This is a genomic window from Streptomyces spiramenti, from assembly GCF_012034385.1.
In the GTDB taxonomy this organism is placed as follows: Bacteria; Actinomycetota; Actinomycetes; order Streptomycetales; family Streptomycetaceae; genus Streptomyces; species Streptomyces spiramenti.
This window is the reverse complement of sequence record NZ_JAAVJB010000001.1, coordinates 77400-96107: the sequence shown is the minus strand read 5'-3', so window position 1 is coordinate 96107 and position 18708 is coordinate 77400. Positions and strand designations below refer to the sequence as shown.

At 73.2% G+C, this 18708-nt stretch carries 15 protein-coding genes; 9 read left to right on the top strand and 6 right to left on the bottom strand.

All coding sequences use genetic code 11. From position 1 onward, the window contains the following. Window positions 1–12 precede the first annotated feature (12 nt). The 8 genes from scoE to HCJ92_RS00160 all read left to right on the top strand — a co-directional run bounded on the left by scoE (window position 13) and on the right by HCJ92_RS00160 (window position 10836). Window positions 13–903 (top strand): (3R)-3-[(carboxymethyl)amino]fatty acid oxygenase/decarboxylase, encoded by an 891-nt coding sequence (gene scoE, locus HCJ92_RS00195; protein ID WP_167931274.1) that lies wholly within the window; start codon window positions 13–15, stop codon window positions 901–903. After that, window positions 900–1517, top strand: coding sequence for a (2E)-enoyl-ACP glycyltransferase (scoD, locus tag HCJ92_RS00190; protein WP_167931273.1), 618 nt, complete (start codon window positions 900–902; stop codon window positions 1515–1517). The genes scoE and scoD overlap by 4 nt, the downstream gene beginning before the upstream one ends. Then, on the top strand, window positions 1514–3127 hold the full coding sequence (locus HCJ92_RS00185) for a long-chain-fatty-acid--CoA ligase (RefSeq protein ID WP_167931272.1): 1614 nt from the start codon (window positions 1514–1516) through the stop codon (window positions 3125–3127). Before scoD ends, HCJ92_RS00185 begins: the two co-directional genes overlap by 4 nt. A 34-nt stretch (window positions 3128–3161) precedes the next feature. Continuing rightward, window positions 3162–3419 carry a phosphopantetheine-binding protein gene (locus tag HCJ92_RS00180; RefSeq protein WP_167931271.1) on the top strand — a complete coding sequence of 86 codons (258 nt, stop codon included), beginning with the start codon at window positions 3162–3164 and terminating at the stop codon, window positions 3417–3419. After that, the gene (locus HCJ92_RS00175; RefSeq protein WP_167931270.1) at window positions 3412–7806 is read left to right on the top strand and encodes a non-ribosomal peptide synthetase; all 4395 of its coding nucleotides are present in this window, start codon (window positions 3412–3414) and stop codon (window positions 7804–7806) included. The genes HCJ92_RS00180 and HCJ92_RS00175 overlap by 8 nt, the downstream gene beginning before the upstream one ends. Window positions 7807–7952: 146 nt before the next feature. Continuing rightward, window positions 7953–8951, top strand: a complete 999-nt coding sequence (locus tag HCJ92_RS00170) for an ABC transporter substrate-binding protein (protein WP_167931287.1) — start codon at window positions 7953–7955, stop codon at window positions 8949–8951. Window positions 8952–9007: 56 nt separating this feature from the next. Continuing rightward, window positions 9008–9976: a FecCD family ABC transporter permease gene (locus HCJ92_RS00165; RefSeq protein ID WP_167931286.1), complete on the top strand. Its 969-nt coding sequence runs from the start codon at window positions 9008–9010 to the stop codon at window positions 9974–9976. Further along, on the top strand, window positions 9973–10836 hold the full coding sequence (locus HCJ92_RS00160; protein ID WP_167931269.1) for an ABC transporter ATP-binding protein: 864 nt from the start codon (window positions 9973–9975) through the stop codon (window positions 10834–10836). Before HCJ92_RS00165 ends, HCJ92_RS00160 begins: the two co-directional genes overlap by 4 nt. Window positions 10837–10890: 54 nt before the next feature. Here the strand turns inward: HCJ92_RS00160 and HCJ92_RS00155 are convergent, their stop codons facing one another. Next, window positions 10891–12456, bottom strand: coding sequence for a cellulase family glycosylhydrolase (locus HCJ92_RS00155; protein ID WP_167931268.1), 1566 nt, complete (start codon window positions 12454–12456; stop codon window positions 10891–10893). Window positions 12457–12924: 468 nt separating this feature from the next. Between HCJ92_RS00155 and HCJ92_RS00150 the strand changes: the two genes are divergently transcribed. Then, window positions 12925–13344, top strand: a complete 420-nt coding sequence (locus HCJ92_RS00150) for a YjbQ family protein (protein ID WP_167931267.1) — start codon at window positions 12925–12927, stop codon at window positions 13342–13344. Here HCJ92_RS00150 and HCJ92_RS00145 read toward each other — a convergent pair. The 5 genes from HCJ92_RS00145 to HCJ92_RS00125 all read right to left on the bottom strand — a co-directional run bounded on the left by HCJ92_RS00145 (window position 13317) and on the right by HCJ92_RS00125 (window position 18543). After that, a complete protein-coding gene (locus HCJ92_RS00145; RefSeq protein WP_167931266.1) occupies window positions 13317–13811 on the bottom strand; it encodes a hypothetical protein in 495 nt (164 codons plus the stop codon). The genes HCJ92_RS00150 and HCJ92_RS00145 overlap by 28 nt on opposite strands. Before the next feature lie 4 nt (window positions 13812–13815). Continuing rightward, window positions 13816–15111 carry an MFS transporter gene (locus HCJ92_RS00140; protein ID WP_167931265.1) on the bottom strand — a complete coding sequence of 432 codons (1296 nt, stop codon included), beginning with the start codon at window positions 15109–15111 and terminating at the stop codon, window positions 13816–13818. Next, complete coding sequence (locus tag HCJ92_RS00135; RefSeq protein ID WP_209310516.1) at window positions 15108–16163, bottom strand: aminotransferase class I/II-fold pyridoxal phosphate-dependent enzyme; 1056 nt, start codon at window positions 16161–16163, stop codon at window positions 15108–15110. Before HCJ92_RS00135 ends, HCJ92_RS00140 begins: the two co-directional genes overlap by 4 nt. 462 nt (window positions 16164–16625) lie before the next feature. Then, a complete protein-coding gene (locus HCJ92_RS00130) occupies window positions 16626–17636 on the bottom strand; it encodes a YdcF family protein (protein ID WP_420824650.1) in 1011 nt (336 codons plus the stop codon). Window positions 17637–17691: 55 nt separating this feature from the next. After that, the gene (locus HCJ92_RS00125) at window positions 17692–18543 is read right to left on the bottom strand and encodes a CPBP family intramembrane glutamic endopeptidase (protein WP_167931263.1); all 852 of its coding nucleotides are present in this window, start codon (window positions 18541–18543) and stop codon (window positions 17692–17694) included. Window positions 18544–18708 lie beyond the last annotated feature (165 nt).

Genomic DNA, 18708 nt, shown 5'->3' with positions numbered 1-18708 from the left:
GGAAGCCCGACCATGGAGATCACCCCGCAGCAGACCGGCCTGTTCGGTGTCCACGTCACCGGTTTCGACCACACGACCGCCTCCGAGGACGACATCGAGCGGCTGAAGCAGGCGGTCTACACGCAGAAGATCGCCGTCCTGAAGAACCAGGACCTCGACCCCGGCCAGTTCCTCGAACTCGGCCGTCGCCTCGGCCGGCCGGAGACCTACTACGAGCCGATGTACCACCACCCCGACCACGCGGAGGTCTTCGTCTCCTCCAACGTGCAGGAGGGCGGCCGTCAGATAGGCGTACCCAAGACCGGCAAGTTCTGGCACGCCGACTACCAGTTCATGCCCGACCCCTTCGGCATCACCCTGATCCACCCCCAGGTCGTCCCCAAGAAGAACCGCGGCACCTACTTCGTCGACATGGGGGCGGCCTACCGCCGGCTGCCGCAGGAGCTGAAGGACGCCGTCGCGGGCGCCCGCTGCCGCCACTCCGTCCGCAAGTACTTCAAGATCAGGCCGCACGACGTCTACCGACCGCTGTCGGAGATCATCGAGGAGGTCGAGGTGAAGACACCGGCGGTCCTCCAGCCCGCGACCTTCCTCCACCCCTTCACCGGCGAGACGGTGCTCTACCTGAGCGAGGGATTCACCGTCGGCATCGAGGACGCCGACGGACGACCGCTCGACGAGGAGCTCCTGCCGCGGCTGTTCGCCGAGACCGGCCAGACCGACGAGACGTACCAGGACGAGAACATCCACCTCCAGACCTTCGAGAAGGGCGACCTGCTCGTCTGGGACAACCGGAGCCTCATCCACCGGGCGCTCCACACCTCCGCCCCCGAACCCACCGTCTCGCACCGGGTCACCGTCCACGACGGTCGGCCGCTGTTCGAGGGCCTGGGCGCCGCGTGAGCCCCTCGCGTCACCGTCCGGACGCCGCCGCCGGCCCGAGCGCCGGCGCGGCGGAGGGGGAGTGGGACACCGACCACGAGCTGCTCGACCGGGCGCTCCGCCCCTACAAGCGGCACTGCCTGTACGTCCGGTCCGCCCGGGTCGAGGCCGGTGCCGGGGGAGCGCTCACCGTGCACTCCCGGCTCTCGGTGCCCGAGTCCTGCTACATCGACGACACCGGTCACCTCAACGCCGTCGAGGTCAACATCTGCTACAACCAGATGATGTACTTCCTGGTGGCCAAGGCCGTCAAGGAAGGGCTGCACCCCGCCTTGGCGGAGTGGACGCTGGACGACTTCTGGCAGCGTCAGCTCCCCGACATCCTCATCGCGCGGTTCGCCGGCAACTTCCGACGCCCCGTCGACGCCCGCGAGTTCACCGGCGAGCTGACCATCGGCAGCGTGGAGCTCAAGACCCCCGGTCGCGGTTCGCCCTTCCTCCTCGCCGACACGGCCTACCGCTACCGCGACGAGTCCGGCGGGCGGTGCGACGGCACCGCGACCCTCGTCATCACCAACCTGCCGCAGGCGGCGGAGCAGTCTCCGGTGCCCGCGGGGACCGGGAGCACGGCATGACGACCACGGCACCGCCCGCCGCACGGACCCTCGCCGCCCTCACCGCGCACCACGCCCACCACCGGCCCGAGCACCCGGCGATCCGGTGCGCCGACCGCGTCCTCACCTACGCACAACTCCACCACCACAGCGGCCTCGTGGCGCGCGCCCTGCGCGCCGCGGGGCTGCGGCCCGGGGCACGCGTCGCCTACCTGGGCAAGGAATCGGAGCACTACTACGAGACCCTGTTCGGCTGCGCGCGTGCCGGGGCGGTGCTGGTACCGGTCAACTGGCGCCTGACCGGCCCCGAAGTGCACCACATCCTGGAGGACTCCGGGAGCGAGGTGCTGCTGGTGGAGGACGCCCTCGCCGGCGTGCTCGACCGGCTTCCCACCCCCTACCGCGGGATGGTGGTCCGCCTCGGCGACGGCGGCGAGTACACCCGCTGGAAGAACGGGGCGGCGGTGTCGGTGCCCGGTGCGCCCACAGGGGAGACACCGCCCGCCGTCGACGGGGACGCGGCGCCGGAGCCCTCCGCCGACCCGGACGCCCCGGTCGCCCAGCTGTACACCAGCGGAACGACCGGTCTCCCCAAGGGCGTGGTCCTGGCCCACCGCAGCTTCTTCGCCATCAAGGACGCGATGGCGCGCGCAGACGTCCACTGGATCGACCCCCGTCCCGAGGACGTCGCACTGGTCGGCATCCCCGGCTTCCACGTCGGCGGCCTGTGGTGGGCGGCCCAGAACCTCGACGCCGGTGCCACGCTCCTCGTCCTGCCGGCCTTCAGCCCCGGCGAGGCGGTCGAGGGCATCCGGGAACACGGCGTCACCACCGCCTGCGTGGTCCCCGCCATGCTGCGGATGATTGCCAACCACCCCGGCGTCACCCCGGACGACTTCAGCACCCTGCGCAAGGTGGTCTACGGCGGCTCACCCATCTCCGAGACGCTGCTGGAGGAGAGCATCGCACTGCTGGGCTGCGAGTTCGCCCAGATCTACGGGCTCACCGAGACCGGCAACACCGCGATCTGCCTGCCGCCCGAGGACCACCTGCCCGGCCGCCGCCGACCCCGTGCGGCGGGCCGCCCCTACCCGGGAGTTCGGGTCCGCGTCATCGACGACAGCGGCGCGCCCCTGCCGACCGGCGAGGTGGGCGAGGTCTGCCTCGCGACCCCCGCCCACATGCTGGAGTACTTCAATCTGCCGGAGCGCACAGCGGAGACGCTCCGCGACGGCTGGATCCACACCGGCGACGCCGGCTACCTCGACGAGGACGGCTACCTCCACATCCAGGACCGCATCAAGGACGCCGTCATCGTCGCCGGCGAGAACGTCTACCCGGCCGAGGTGGAGGACGCGCTGGAGAGCCACCCCGGCGTCGCCGAGGCGGTCGTCGTCGGCACCCCCGACGAACGGTGGGGCGAAGCGGTGCACGCGTTCGTCGTGGCCGCACCCGGCGAGCGGCCCGCCCCTCGCGACCTGCACCGGCACCTCGTCGGCCGGCTCGCCTCCTTCAAGCTGCCCGCCCGCTACGAGTTCATCGACAGCGTGCCGCGCAACCCGAGCGGCAAGATTCTCCGCCGCCGGCTCCGCGACCCCTTCTGGGCCGGCACCGACCGCAAGGTCAACTGACCGACCGACCGTCCCATCCGGACCGGAGACCACCGTGACCACACCGCTCACCCTCGACACCTTCCGAGCCGATCTCGCGGAGCAACTCCACCAGGATCCGCACGAGATCGACCTCGCCGAGAACCCCCTCGAAGCCGGCCTCGACTCCCTCCGCCTGCACACCCTCGCCGAGCGGTGGCGCGCCGCGGGTGCCGACGTCACCTTCGTCGACCTCGCCGAGGGCACCTCCTTCACACAGTGGTGGCAGCTGGTCTCCCCGGGCGGCACCGCGGACGGACCGCCCCGTGACTGAGACCGCGGAACCGGACGGCCGCCCCCTGCTGACCGCCGAGGAAGGGACCTGGGCGGGCCAGCAGCTCGACCCGGCGAGTCCCGCCCACAACACCGCCGAGTACATCGACATCGACGGTCCCCTCGACCCCGCACTGCTGCGCACCGCCGTGCTGCGCGTGGTCGACGAGACCGAGGTGCTGCGCGCCACCTACCCGCTCAGCGACGCCGGCGTGCCGCGAGCCGTGCCCGGGGGGCCGCCCGTCCCGTTCGAGCACGTGGAGCTGAGCGGGTCCCCCGACCCCCTCGCCGCCGCCCGCGCGTGGATGGAGCGGGACGTCGCCCGTCGGGTCGACCTCGCCGCCGGCCCGCTCTCCGGCCACGCCCTGCTGACCCTGGGGCCGGCACGGCACCTCTGGTACCACCGCGTCCACCACATAGCCCTCGACGGCTACGGCCTCTCCCTCGTCGCGCGCCGCGTCGCCGACACCTACACCGCCCTCGCGGAGGGCCGGCCCGTACCCGCCGCGCCGTTCGGACCGCTGGCAGCGGTGCTGGACGAGGACGCCGCCTACCGCAGGTCCGAACGGCGAGAGCGCGACCGCGCGTTCTGGACGGAGCGGTTCGCCGACCGGCCTCACGTGGCGACGCCCGCCGACCGCGCCGCCCTCCCCGCGCCGGGACACCTGCGCGAGATGTTCGACCTGCCCGGCGCCGACACCCGGAGGCTGCGCGCGCTCGCCTCGGAGCTGTCGATCGGCTGGCCGGAAGTCCTCACCGCGGTCTTCGCCGCCCACCTCCACCGGGAGACCGGCGCCCACGAGGTCGTCCTCGGCCTGCCCGTCATGAACCGCCTGGGGACGGCCGCGCTCCGGGTGCCCGCCATGGTCCGGAACGTGATCCCGCTGCGGATCCCCGTCGCACCGGTCGACACCCTGCGGCAACTCGCCGCGCGCACCGCTGCCGAGATGCGGGCCTGCCTGCCCCACCAGCGCTACCCGTACGAGCAACTGCGGCGTGACCTCGGGCTGGTGGGAGGCGAGCGACGGCTCTCCGGACCCGGCGTCAACATCATGCCGTTCGCCTACGACCTGAAGTTCGGCGCCCACCGGGGCACGGCCCACAACGTCTCCGCCGGCCCGGTGGACGACCTCGCCCTCAACGTCTACGACCGCGGCGACGGCGGTGGCCTCCGGGTCGCCGTCGACGCCAACCCGCGGCTGTACGACGCCGAACGGCTCGCCGCGCAGGTCCGAGCCGTCCGCGTACTGCTCACCGAGCTGCCCGCCGCCCCCGACCGCGCCGTCGGGGTCGTCCGCGCGGACGGCTTGGCGGTCCTCCACGGCCCTCCGCACCACCCGTCACCGCGGAGCGTCCTGGAGCGGATCGCCGACCGGGCCGCGAGCGACGGCGACGCCGTCGCGGTGGAGCACGACGGCCAGCGGCTCGGCTACCGCGAACTGCTCGAACGCGCGCACGCCGCCGCCGGCGTCCTGGCCGGGCGCGGCGCCGCGCCCGGCGCCACCGTGGCGGTCCTCCTGCCACGGGGCGTCGACACCGTCACCACCCTGCTCGCCGTGCTGCTCACCGGAGCCGCCTACTGCCCCTTGGACCCGGCGGCACCGGAACCCCGGCTCCGCGCGATGCTCGCCGGGCTGGACCCCGTCGCCACGGTGACCGCGGACGGCGCGACCGGTCCCATCGGGGGAGTTCGCCTGACACCGGCCGACTGGCGAGGAGCCGGGCCCGCCGCCGCGCTCCCCGTGCCGCCGCCCGAGGGCGCCGCCTACCTGATGCACACCTCCGGGACCACCGGCCGGCCCAAGGCCGTCCGTGTCCCGCGGCGCGCGCTCGACTCCTTCGCGGCGGGCGCCGTCCCGCGCTACGGCCTGGAACCCGGCGACCGGTTGCTCCAGTTCGCCCCGCCCCACTTCGACACCAGCATCGAGGAGATCGTCCTCCCGCTGTGCGCCGGGGCCACCGTCGTCGTCCGCACCGACGCGATGCTGTCCTCCGTGCCCGCGCTGCTGGACGCCTGCGACCGGCAGCGGGTCACCGTGCTGGACCTGCCGACCGCCTACTGGCACGAGCTGGTGTACGCGTTGAGCACCGGACACGCCCGGCTGCCCGCCTCCGTCCGCACGGTCGTCATCGGCGGCGAGGCCGCTCTCCCGGAACGCGTCGACCGCTGGCGCACCGCCGTGCCCGACACGGTCCGCCTGCTCAACACCTACGGCCCGACCGAGGCCACCGTCGTCGCCACCGTCGCGGACCTGCACCGGCAACCGCCCGGGAGCGTCCCGATCGGTCTGCCCCTGCCCGGCACCGCCGCGGCAGTCGTCGACGGCGAGCTGTACCTGCTGGGCGACGGACTGGCCGACGGCTACCACGGGGACGCCCCCGAGACGGACCGCGCCCGTTTCACCAGGCTGCCGCAGCTCCCCGGCTCGCCGCGGGCCTACCGCACCGGGGACCTCGCCGAGGTGGGAGCGGACGGGCTGCTCCACCACCGAGGTCGCGCCGACGACGAGATCAAGATCAGCGGCCACCGCGTCCAGCCCGCGGAGATCGAGACGGCGCTCCTCGCCGACCCGCGCGTCCGGGCCGCCGCCGCGGTGGGCGAGACCCTTCCCGACGGCAGCCGCAGGCTCAGCGCCCACGTCGTCCCGGCCCCCGGCGGCGGCCGTGAGGGCCTGGCAGCGGAGCTGCGGTCGCTGCTCAGGACCACCCTCCCCGCCGCACTGGTCCCCTCCGCGATCCACCTCACCGATCGCCTGCCGCGCAACCGCAACGGCAAGATCGACCGCGCGGCGCTGCTGGCCGCCGCCCGGGTTGCCGTCCCGCCCACCGGCCCTCCGGGGCACGGCGGGGCCACCTCCGGGAACGGCGGGCCGCCCTCGCCCCCCGCCCCGACCGATGGGAGCGCGCCGTTGGCCCGAGCCGTCGCCGACGTCTGGCAGCGGGTGCTCGGCGGGACGCCCGTGCCCGTCGACGCCGACATCTTCGACCTCGGAGTGCACTCCCTCCAGGCCATCGCCGCCGCCAACCGGCTCTCCACCGCGCTGGACCGCGAGATCCGCGTCGGCTGGCTCTTCGAGCACACCACACCCGCCGGCCTCGCCGCCTTCCTGCACGCCGCCGACGAGTCGCGAAGCGACCGACGGGACGGCCCGGAGGGCGAGCACGCGGACACCCGGCCCCGGGGCGCGGGTCTGCCGCTCGAACTCGCGGCAGACATCGCCGAGGGCCCGGGAGTACGAGGGGCCGTCGTCCCCACCCGGCCGCCCGCGGCACCGCAACGTCGGGTACTGCTCACCGGCGCCACCGGCTTCGTCGGTGCCCACCTGCTCGTCGAGCTGCTCCGGCGCGGCACGGCCGAGGTCGTCTGCCCGGTCCGCGCGGCCGACGACGTCGCCGCGGGCGAGCGGTTGCGCGACGTCCTCGCCGGGCTCGGGCTCCCCCTGCCGGAGGCGTCCGGGCGCCTCACGCCGGTCGCCGTGGACCTGGAGCGCCTCGACCCCGGCCCGGCCGGCGCCGGGCCGCCCGCCCTGTTCGCGACATGCGACGTCGTGGTGCACAGCGCCGCCGACGTCAGCGTCATGCGGGGCTACCGGGCGCTGCGCAGCCCGAACGTGGTGGCCACTCGCTCGCTGCTCCGGCTCGCCGCGACACGCGGAGTCCCCTTTCACCTGGTCTCCACGCTCTCGGTGTCCCCGCCGCGGGCCGCCGCCCCGGAGCTCACGGAGGAGTTCCTCCCCGCCCACCCGGGCCTGCTGAGCGGCTACCAGCAGACCAAGTGGGTCGCCGAGGAGCTGGCGCGTCAGGCCGCCGCGGAGGGACTGCCGGTCGCCGTGCACCGGCTCGGCCGGGTGGTCGGCGCCGGCGCCACCGGCGTCGTCAACCCGCGCGACTTCCTCTTCGGCGTCCTGCGGACGTCGGTGCCGGCCGGGAAACTGCCGCGCCTCTTCGCCCACGAGGTGTGGACCCCGGCCGACGACGTGGCGCGCGCGATCTCCGCCCTCTTGGACCGGGACGCCCCGAGCGGGGGAGCGGTCTACCATCACGCGCCGACCCGGCCGTTCGCCCTCGCGGACCTCGCGACCTGGACGACCGACTACGGCTTCCCGCTCGACCTGGTCGACATCGAGCAGTGGTTGAAGGCGCCGGACCTCGCCGCCGACGACCGCTCCCGTGCCTTCCGCGCCGCCCTCGCGGGGCTCGGCCCACAACCGGGCGGACCGGCCCCGAGCAGTGGCGACCTCGGCCTGGGCCACGTCCGGAGCGACCGCCTGCACGGTGCCCTGGCAGGTTCGGCGCCGCCGTACCGAGCCGTCGACAGGGAGTTGGTGTTCCGACAGCTCGACCACTGCGTCGCTCACGGCCTGCTGCCCGCTCCGCCCCCGGCCTGACGGAGGGTGGCGGGCTCCTCGGGGGAACCGACCCCGGAGCGGGAACCAGACGGCCCGGCGGGCCGACCCACCGCGTACCACCCCGCCGGCCGTCAGGAGCCACCCCCGTGAGAACCCGCCACCCCCTCGTCGCGCTCGCCGCAGGCATGTGCCTGCTGGGCACCGCGTGCGCCGGCAGCGAAGAGACCGGCGCCGGAGGGGGCGCCGCCGACGACGCCGTCCCGGCCGGTGACGGATACCCCGTCACCCTGGAGAACTGCGGGGAGACGCTCACCTTCGAGCAGGCACCGGAGCGCGTCGTGGTGATGGACGGCGCGTCCGTGGCGGAGGTCTCCACCCTCCTCGCCCTCGGCCAGGAGGACCGCGTCGTCTCCAACCAGCAGTCCTACGGCATGTCCGAGATCGAGGGCCGGGCCGAGGCGATCGCCGACCTCCCCACCGGTGGAGTCGAGACCAACGACGCCCACGACATCCCCCGGGAGGCGATGCTCGGCCTCGCGCCCGACCTCGTCCTCTCGACCACCGCCTACGGCTTCGACTCCACCAACGGGTTCGCCACCCGCGAGGACCTCGCGAAGGTCGGCGCCGACACCTACATCTCCCCGCAGGGCTGCGACCAGGACACCTCCTCGATGACGATCGAGGACAGCTACACCCTGCTCGCCGACCTCGGAGCCGTCTTCGGCGTGCCCGAGGCCGCCGAGGAGATCGTCACCGCCTCCCGTGACCGCGTCTCCGCCGTCGAGGCCGCCGTCGACGGGCGCGAACACCCCGCGGTCATGGTGCTTTTCTCCAACATGTCGATGGGTGCCAACGAGTTCAGCGCCGTCGCCGTCAACGGCATCTACGACGACATCCTGGCGAGCGCCGGCGGCACCAACGTCTTCGCCGGCACCACCGACGGCAGCTTCGCCGACCTCAGCCGCGAAACGGTCGCCGCCACCGACGTCGAGGCCCTCGTCGTCATCAGCTTCAACGACCCCGACGCCGAGTCCTACGCCCAGGACCTTCTGAAGGAGTTCCCCCAGTGGCCGGCCGCCCAGAACGACACGTACACCGTGCTGTCGGACTCCGCGTACCTCGGTCCCGACAACGACGAGGCGGTGGACCGGATCGCCAGGATGCTGCACCCCGACGCCTTCTGAGCCGCCCGCCGCTCCTGTTGCTGTTGCTCCCCCTGCTCGCCCTGCTGCTCCTGGTGATGATCACCGCCATCAGCGTGGGTGCGGCCGAGGTGCCGCCGGGGGAGGTGTGGCGCATCGTCCTGGCACGGCTCACCGGCGGCGGCCCGGTCTCCGACATCGCCACCGAACAGATCGTCTGGGAGTTCCGGGCGCCCCGGGTCGTCCTCGCCGCCGTCGCCGGGGCCGGACTCGCCGTCGCCGGCGCCGCGCTCCAGGCGGTCGTCGCCAACCCGCTGGCCGACCCCACCGTGCTCGGCTTCTCGCACGGCGCGGCCCTCGGCGCCGTCATCGCCCTGACCACCGCCTCCGGCGCCGCCCTCGGCGGCGTCGGCGTCTCGACCGCCGCCTTCCTCGGGGCGTTGCTCGCCGGCGCGATGGTCTTCGCCCTCGGACGCAAGGCCGGCCGAATGGCCCCCACCCGGCTGGTCCTCTCCGGCGTGGCCATCGGCTACCTCTTCCTCGCCGCCACCAGCTACCTCCAGCTCCGGGCCACCCCCACCGAGCTGCGCACCGTCCTCTTCTGGATGCTCGGCAGCGTCGCGGGGGCGAGCTGGGACCAGCTGCCCCTGGTCACGACTGTCGTGGTGGCCGGCGCCGTCGCGCTCAGCCTCCTCGGCGGGCTGCTCAACACCCTGTTGACCGGGGACGAGTCGGCCACCTCCCTGGGCGTGGACGTCCACCGACTGCGCGGCGCCCTCCTGGTGTGCGCCGCCCTCATCACGGGGACGGTGATCGCCGTCGCCGGCGGCATCGGCTTCGTCGGGCTGATGATCCCGCACCTCGTCCGACTCGCCACCGGCCCGGACCACCGCCGGCTCATCCCGCTGACCGCCGTCACCGGGGCGCTCTACCTGGTCCTCGTCGACCTGCTCTCCCGGACGCTCGACCGGCCCAACGAGCTACCGCTGGGGATCCTCACCGCCCTGCTGGGAGCCCCCTTCTTCCTGTGGCTGCTGCGCCGCAACAAGGGGATGGACACCGCATGAGACTCACCGTCGACGACGTCACCGTCCACCTCGACCACCGTCCGGTGGTGCACGATGTCACGCTGGAGGTCGCCCCCGGCGCGCTGGTCGGACTGGTCGGTCCGAACGGCAGCGGCAAGTCCTCGCTGCTGCGCGCCGTCTACCGCTCACTGCGCCCCCGGCGGGGTGTGGTGAACGTCGGCGGCGACGACGTCTGGCGCCTCGGCCCCAGGGAAGCCGCCCGTCGGACCGCTGCCGTGCTCCAGGAGCGGGACACCACGGCGGCGGGGCTCTCCGTCGCCGAGGTCGTCACCCTCGGCCGCACCCCCCACCACGGGATGATGGGCCGTCCCGGGGCCTCGGACCGCGAGGCGGTGGCCGACTCGTTGAAACGCACCGGCGCCGAACACCTCGCGGAGCGCGACATCACGGGACTGTCCGGCGGGGAACGTCAGCGGGTGCTGTTGGCACGCGCGCTCGCCCAGCACCCGCACCTGCTGGTCCTGGACGAGGTGACCAACCACCTGGACATCCGCGCCCGGTTCGAACTCCTGGCGCTCATCCGCGGACTCGGCGTCACTACCCTGGCGGTGCTGCACGACCTGGATCTCGCCGTCCGGTTCTGCGAACAGCTGGTGGTGCTCGACGAGGGCCGTGTCCACGCGGCGGGGCCGGTGCTCGACGTCCTGACCCCACGCGTGATGGCCGACGTCTTCCACGTCGCGGCCAGAGTGGAACGGCACACCGACGGTGTGGTGCGCATCAACTATGCGGCGGATCCGCTGACCGCCCTGCCCGCGCCGCACCCGGTGCCGCCGCCCGCCCCGAACACGTGGCCCGGGTCGGGATCCGGGTCCGCCGAGCGGTCGGCCGCCCGCTGACGGCGCGCGCCCCCGGCCCGTCGACCACGGGACCGGGGGCGTGCGCCGGGGGCCTCAGCGGGGCAGGCCGGAGACCGAGGTGCCCGAGCGCGTCACCTCGTACCGCACGGTGTCGCCGCTCCAGAAGTGGAAGGTCAGCGTCACCGTCGCGCCGTCGCGGACCTCGGCGAAGAAGTCACCTGTCAGGGTGATGGTCCCCGCGCCCGGGTCCGGGGTGAACGCCGCTCCGAACTCCTTGAACGAAGTCCAGTCATGCGGACCGGCGTTGGCGCCGTCCGCGTACACCGCCTCCATCGTCGCCAGCTGGTCCCCGTTGAACGCGGCGGGCAGGGTCAGCCCGGAGGTGGAACCGGTCGCGGCCGACAGCACGGGTGTGTCGTGGGTCAGCACCCGTACCTCCCAGGGCAGACCGCCGGAGAACTCCAGCGAGAGCGTCGCGTCGACGCCCGGCGCCCCGTCGGAGGTGAGTCGGGACAGCAGCGATGCCGTCAGCGTCAACCGGTCACCGGACAGCCGGTAGTCGGCCCCCGGGGCCAGCGGCTGCCCGCCCTCCCGTACCGAGACCAGGCTGTTCCCCGCGGTCCGGAGCGTCAGTTCGGCGTCCCGCACCGGTGCCCCGCCACGCACGAAGACCTGGTCGGTGGAGGCGGTGGCCGAGTCTGTGGTCCAGCCGGCGGCGATCCGGTCGAAGAGCGCGGTGTCGCGCCAGGTCAGGGCGGTCCGGTCCAGGTGCTGGCCGTTGTCCCAGAGCATGGTCGTCACGCCCGCCGCACGCGCGTGGGACCCGAAGCTCTCGAAGAACTTTAGCTTCTCGCCCTGCTGCACGACACCCGTGTCGCGGTCGAACCCGAGAAGCCCGTACTCGCCGAGGATCACGGGGATGCCCTGGTCGACGAAGGTGTCGCGAAGCCGGGCGAAGGTACCGGAGAGGTCCGCCTCCGCCGTTGCGTCGAACCTGGTGTGACCGGCGACGTTCACGCTGAAGGGCCAGTAGCCGTAGTAGTGGACCGTGGCGATCAGCGCGGGGTCGTTCAGCTCGTCGAACGTCTCCACCAGCTCGTCCAGTCGCGCCTGCTCCGGCGAGGTGTGCAGTGTGGGGAGCACCAACGGGCGGTTGGCGTTGCCGCCGCCCGAGTCCCGCACCAGGCCGTGGAAGACACTGTTCAGCTCGTGCAGCAGCGCCGCGTTCTGCGCGTCCCCCGAACTGTTCTCGAAGAACGGTTCGTTGATGCTCTCGAACAGCACCTCCTGGGGCGCGTCGCGGAACTCCTCCGCGATCTGCTCCCAGGTGGCGGTGAAGCGGTTGAGGACGGCCGTGTGCCGGGTCGGCATGTCCATCACCCACTGCCAGGAGTCGTGGTGGACGTTGAGCAGGACGTACAGGTCCTCCTCGACCGCCCACTCCACGACCTCCGCGACCCGCGCCATGTGGGCCGGGCTGACGGTGTGGTCGGGCGCGGGCCCCTGGTGCTGGGTCCAGGTGACCGGGATGCGGATGCTGCGGAACCCGTCGTCCCGGATCTGCCGCAACTGCTCGCGCGTGACCCGGGGGTTGCCCCAGGACGTCTCGTCCGGTCCGGTGGCGTCGAGGGTGTTGCCGAGGTTCCACCCCGGCTGCATCGCCGCGACGACATCCTCGACGGACGCCGTCGCGTCCGACGCTTCCGTCGAGCCCCCGGCTCCCGCGGCATCGCCGGTCGCGGGGGAGGGAGGACCGTGCTGGACGGCCCCCGCCGGTGGGGCGGCGTGCGAGACGTGAGGGAGCGCCGCGAGGCCCAACAAGGCGAACGACGCGGTCAGGGCGGTCGGTAAGGCGCGTGAGCGGCTCTTCACGAGATGCCTCTTCCTGCTGCGGTGTGGGGGTGTGTTGCTCGACCGGCCCGACCGCCGCGTTCCGCCCGGACGACGGCGGTGCGCCCCACCGTGCTCACACGGCGCGACGGACGCCCCTCGGACCGTGCGGGAGCGCTCCCATGGACGGTAGCCGCGAACGCGCCGCGGCAGAAGGGGGCGGGAGGCCACCGCGACCGCGCGACCGCGCGGCCTCGGTGCCGCGCCGGCCGGTGCGGTCGCCCGTAGCCTGAGCGTATGAGCACCCTTCGGACCACCGTCCTCAACGTCACCACCGGCCGGTCGGAGGTCGTCGTCGACCTCACCGACCGGTGCGCACGTTTCCTCGACGAGGCCGCCGCGGGCGCCGACGGCCTGTTGAACATCTTCGTCCCGCACGCCACGGCCGGAGTGGCCGTCATGGAGACCGGCGCCGGCAGTGACGACGACCTGCTCGCCGCCCTTCGTGACCTCCTGCCTGCCGACGACCGCTGGATCCACCGGCACGGCAGCCGAGGCCACGGCCGCGACCACGTCCTCCCGGCCCTCGTTCCCCCGCACGCCACGCTCCCCGTCCTCGGCGGCCACCTGGAACTCGGTACCTGGCAGTCCGTTTGCCTGGTGGACACCAACGGCGACAACCCGGACCGTCAGGTGCGGCTGAGCTTCCTGGGGTGACCAAGATCATCCTGGGGGTGGCCGCCAGATCTCCGTACTCTGGTGCTCGAAACGGAGAAGCCCGTCGGCGCCGTCCAGGTCCCCGGTGCGCAGCCGGACCCCGGTCGCCGCGGCCACCGGGGACCGCGACTGGTACAGCGGTCGCAGCACCACGGCCTCGTCACCGGGGTCCAGGAGTGCCGGAGAGCCCGGAAGATGCCCTCGGTGGAGCCGTGGGAGACCGTGACATGGTGCTGCGGCACGCCGTACCGGCCGGCGATGGCGGCGCGCAAGTCGGGGCTGCCGTGCGAGGGACCGTCCCGCAACGGGATCGCGTCGAGTTCCTCCGCCGCGAGGTTCAGCAGGCGGCGGAGCTCGCCCAGCGAGTAGTCCGCCACTTCCGAACTGGAGATGCCGACGGTGGTGGTGAAACAGCGTTCGCGCAGCCAGTCCTCCAGCCGCGACGGCGCGATGTCGGCGAATGGCATCCCTTCATCCCTTCCCGGGGCCGGCGGGGCCGGCGGCGGATCCTGCGGTGGCGGCGGACGGCGACGGGGACTCGTCCCCGTCGTCCCTCATCAGCCCGGAGCGGGCGATGATCGCCAGACAGAGCACCATGACGCCGGTGGCGGCCATGAACGTCCAGCGCGCCCCGACGAGATCGAGGAGCGGGCCGCCGGCCATCGACCCCAGGGCGTCGGCGAGGAAGGTCGCGCTCATCACCACGCCCATCACCACCCCGACCATCTCGGCGGGTGCGCGCTGCTGCATCAGCGTCAGACCGCAGACCGACTCGATGCCGTTGCCGAAGCCCACCATCAGAGTGGCTACCGCCAGCGCCGAGAACCAAGGGGAGACGCCGATCGCGAAGTGGCCGACTGCCTGGATGGCCACGCCGCCGAGGAAGACCTTCGCCGTCGCGTCCAGCTTTCGCCAGCGGCCGGTCAGCACCGAGCCCAGCAGCGCCCCGACGGCGATCAGACCCAGCGACAGCCCGTAGCCGAGGGGGCCGGCCGACAGGTCCTGCTGGGTCAGCTGCACCAGGGCGGCCCGGTCGAGTCCGGCCCCGAAGGGCACCACCACCAGGCCCGCGGCCAGCAGGAGCAGCCGCCGGTCCGAGCGCAGGGTGCGCAGCCCCCGTGCGGTGGAGGAGAGGACGCCGGCTGCTGCTCCGTCCCGTGGCAGGGGCGGGGTGCGCCGCATCAGCGCGGTGAGCCCGGCCGAGGCCAGGAAGGTCGCCACGTTGACGAACATGGCCACTTCGAAGCCCCACAGCCCCACCGCGAGACCGCCGAACGCGGAGCCCAGGGCGAAGCCCACCGTGATGCCGCCCATCAGCGCCCCGTTGGCCCGTGTCCTGGCCTCGGCGGGCAATGCCCGCACCGCCATCGTGCGGGAGGCCGGCAGCGCGATGGTCGCGGCCGATTCCGAGACCAGCAGCAACAGCAGGAGCAGCAGATAGGAGGGCTGGACCACGGCGATCACCAGGAACAGCGCCGCCGACAGGATGTCGCAGCCGATGATCAGCTGCCGCAGGTCCATCCGGTCGCTCAGGGCCCCGGCGAACGCGCCGAAGAGCCGGGGCAGCAGCCGGGTGAGGAAGAGTCCGCTCAGTGCCAGGCCGCTGCCGGTGCCCTGGAAGACATGGACAGCCAGGGCCGCGACGGCCGCCATGTCGCCGAAGACCGACAGCGCCCGCGCGGCGACGAAGAAGGGGAAACGGCCGGCCCGCAGGGTGGCCGGCGCCGTGTCGCCGCCTTTCCCGGCCGGGGTTCCGGGCCCCGTCATCCGGCACCGCCCCACGTGCCGTTCCCGGGCGGCGCGGTGGTTCCGGGCGCGCCCGTCCGGGAGCCCGGCTCGGGGAACCGGGTGAGGGCGGAGAGCGGGCGGTCCGGGTCGCCGGCCATGGTCGTCAGCGTCCCACGCAGCCGGCCGGGCAGTTCCGCCGCCGGCGCGTACTGCGCGGTGCGGCAGGTCAGCGCCGTTTCGATCTGCCCGGTGGGCGAAGAGATGTTGACCGTGATCATGCTCTTGATGGCCGCCGGCCGGTCGGCCAGTAGCCCGGCCCCGCCGTCCGCGGAGAGCGCTTGGTCGGCGATGACGTAGCCGACCCGAGCGCCGGGGAAGGCGGTCTGGGCGAACGAACCGAGGTGGATGACGCGCCGCTCGCTGTCCAGCGCCTTGAGCGTGGGCGGGCGTTCGGAAAGGAGGGAGAACAGTCCGAAGGGGTTGTCGTCCAGGATGAGCAGGTCGCACTCCGCGGCGGCCGCCAGCAGCGCGCGGCGGGTGAGGACGCTCAGACCGATGCCCAGCGGGTTGGCCAAGTCGGGCACCAGATAGCATGCGCGGGGCCGTAACCCCACCTTCCGCGCCCGCCGTACGGTGCGCACCAGGTCATCCAGGCCGATGCTCTCCGGACCCGCGCGCAGCGGCAGCACTGGTAACTCGGCGAGCCGGGCCGCTCCCGCGAAACCGACGTAGGTGGGCGCCACGGCCAGGGCCACCCCCCGCGCGTCGGTGCGCAGCGCACGGGCCACCAGGAAGAGCCCTTCCTGACAGCCGATGGTCATGACGATCACCTCGGGGTCCACACGCATCCTCTCGTCCTGGGCGAGGGTGGCCGCGACCAGGTTGTGCACGATGCCCTTGGTGCGGCCGTACTGGAAGATGGCGCGGCGCGCCTGTGCGGGGTGCCAGCCCCGATCGGCCTCCAGGTACCGGCAGAACTCCTCCAGGTGCCGGTGCACCTGGGCGATGTCGAACAGTTCCTCGTAGGGCCGGCCGGCGGCGAAGGAGATGGCGTCCGGGTACTGCCGGGAGGCCTCATTGAGGACGTTCATCGACTCCAGCGAGGGGTCGCTGAGAGAATGGTGCAGTGTGTGAAGAGGGAGGGTGACGGAACCGGGACGAGGGCCTTCCGTGTCCGGCTGGGACGGTCCGTGTGCGGGCATGCCCTGCTTTCCGACTCGAGCTTCGCCGCTGGCCCCGGGGCGTTTCCGAGGGCGCGGACCGTGTCCGGGACCGGGACGGTGGCGCACCGCCGCGTGGATTCTCGCGCTGTACGGTCGGCTGCGGCGGTGAGGCCGCTTCGCGGTGGCTACGGGTCAGGCTTCGACTACCTGTCCCACCGGTTGTGTCGATAAACGGAGCTCGTGGGATCGTCTGCCGTGCGCCCCCGGCCGTCCGGGGCGTCCCGGTGCCCGGCTCCCGCGCCGCCGGGCGAGCAGTGCCTGCCGCCTCCCCCCCCGCCGGTGTCCTCAGGACCGCCCCGATGAGCCGTCCGAAGCTCGGAGCCGAGCTTTTCAACGCCATGCGGGCATGCTGAGGAGAACGGCCAGGACGGTCAGCAGGACGCCCATAGCGAGGTTGAGGAGGCGGTGCTGCCACATGATCGCGACGAACTCGCGGATGGTGGCACTCGGCCAGTAGTAGCGGGCCGTCGGGGACCCGAGGACCTGGCCGTTCACCCCGGCTCTCCGCGCGGTGAGCGCGGCCCGGAACGCGTGGAAGTTGTTGGTGACCACCACACAGCGGTAGTTCGGGTCGTCAGCGGCCATGATCGTGCGGCTGTAGCGGAGGTTCTCGTCCGTGGTCCGGGACCGATCCTCCTCCCGCACACCGGCGGGCGGCGCGCCGTTGTCGACCAGCCAGCGGGCCATGGCCGCGCTCTCCGCCACCCGTTCGTCCGTCCCCTGACCGCCGGAGGCCAGCAGCACGGGGGCCTTTCCGCCGCGCCGGAGCTGACGGTCGTGGATCTCCAGCCCCTTCCGGAGGCGGGAGGCGAGCAGCGGTGGCACCCGATCGCCTCCGAGCAGTCCGGAGCCCAGCATCACGACGAAGTCGACGTCGCCGCGGACGCGGACGCGTCCGTACAGGAAGGCGTAGCCCAGGAAGCAGACGAAGAGGAAGGCGACGTAGGCGCTCAGCAGGAGCAGCACTCCTGTGCCCGTCGCCGCTGCCTGCGACCCCGACTGCCGGAGGTTCTCCAGGAGGAGGAGCACGCCGACGATCGTCAGGCCCAACAGCAGGGAGAGCAGGTTCGCGGGGCGGCGGCCCTCCTTGCGGACCATGACGAACCCGTTGACCACCATGAAGAACGACAACAGCAGGCCGCCGAGCACGGTACCGAGAAAGTACAGGGCCAGCAGGAACTCCGCGTGACGCGGACGGACGAACAACAGCGCCACCGCGGTGCTGATCGTCAGCAGCCCCAGCAGGACGGCGTTCCGGAACATCCTGCGGTCCTGCCGCACGGAGACCAGGAAGGCGGCGGAGAAGACCGCGGTGGGCGCGAAGGCCAGTGCGGTGATCACTGCGCCGCCCTTTGCTGGGCCGTGCGCCGAAGGGCTGCGCCGCGGGCGACGGCCGTCATCGGGTGCTCACCTGCCGGACGCTGCGCCGGTAAGCCCACAGCGCGCCGAGTGCGATGAGCGCGAGGACGACAGCCGCGGCAGCCAGCGTCCCGCCCTCCAGCGCCGCGCCGTCCTGGGTACCGCCGTCGCCGTCGCCGGAGCCGAGGGCGGCGGGTGCCCAGTTCCAGACGGTGTGGAAGGCGCACGCCCGCCACAGGTTTCCGTCCGCCAGGGTCCACAGCGCCAGCGAGACGCCCAGCAGGAACGTCAGCAACGCGTAGGCGGCGGTGGCACCCGGGTTGGCCATGTGGGCCGCGGCGAAGAGTGCCGAGCTGAGCAGCACACCCGCCGCGACTCCCCACCGTTCACGCAGGGCCGGGAGTAGGTAGCCACGGAAGAGCAGCTCCTCGGTGGGCGCCTGGACGGCGAACGTGACCAGCAGCAACGCCATCTGCCAGGCCGTGACCGACGGCGCGGACCCCTCACCGGCGGCGTCCGTGCCCGGGCCGAGCGCACTCACCGCCACGTTCAGCACCACGAGGCCGACCAGCGCCGTGCCCACCCCGGCCGCGATCTTCCGGTAGCGGCTGCCGCCCCGGAGACCGAGCACGGAGAGCGGGCGCCGCTCGCCGAAGACCACCCAGGCGGCGAGGAGCGCCGCCGTCGGGCCGAAGGCGACCACGTTGAACAGCCCCAGCCCCGCGAGGGAGTCGCCGTCGACACCGGACGACCGCAGGATCAGCCGTGCCAGCAGCTGGCCAACGACGAGGCAGACGGCCACGACGAGCAGCGCGAGGGCGGGGCCGGCCCGCCGTCCCGGCTGCTCCCGATCGAGTGCAAGGGGTTCGCTGCGCGCGGTCTCGGTCATCGGCGGTCACTTCCCGGAGCGTTCGGAGAGACCCCCGTCGAAAGGGCTGAACGGGGGACCACGAACGCTCGCAGCGCGTCGGGCGCGCCGCCCGTCGAAGAGCTCCGAACGGGTGAACCGGGCGGGGAAGGCAGCGGCTCGCCGGCGGAGAGCACCCCGGCGGCC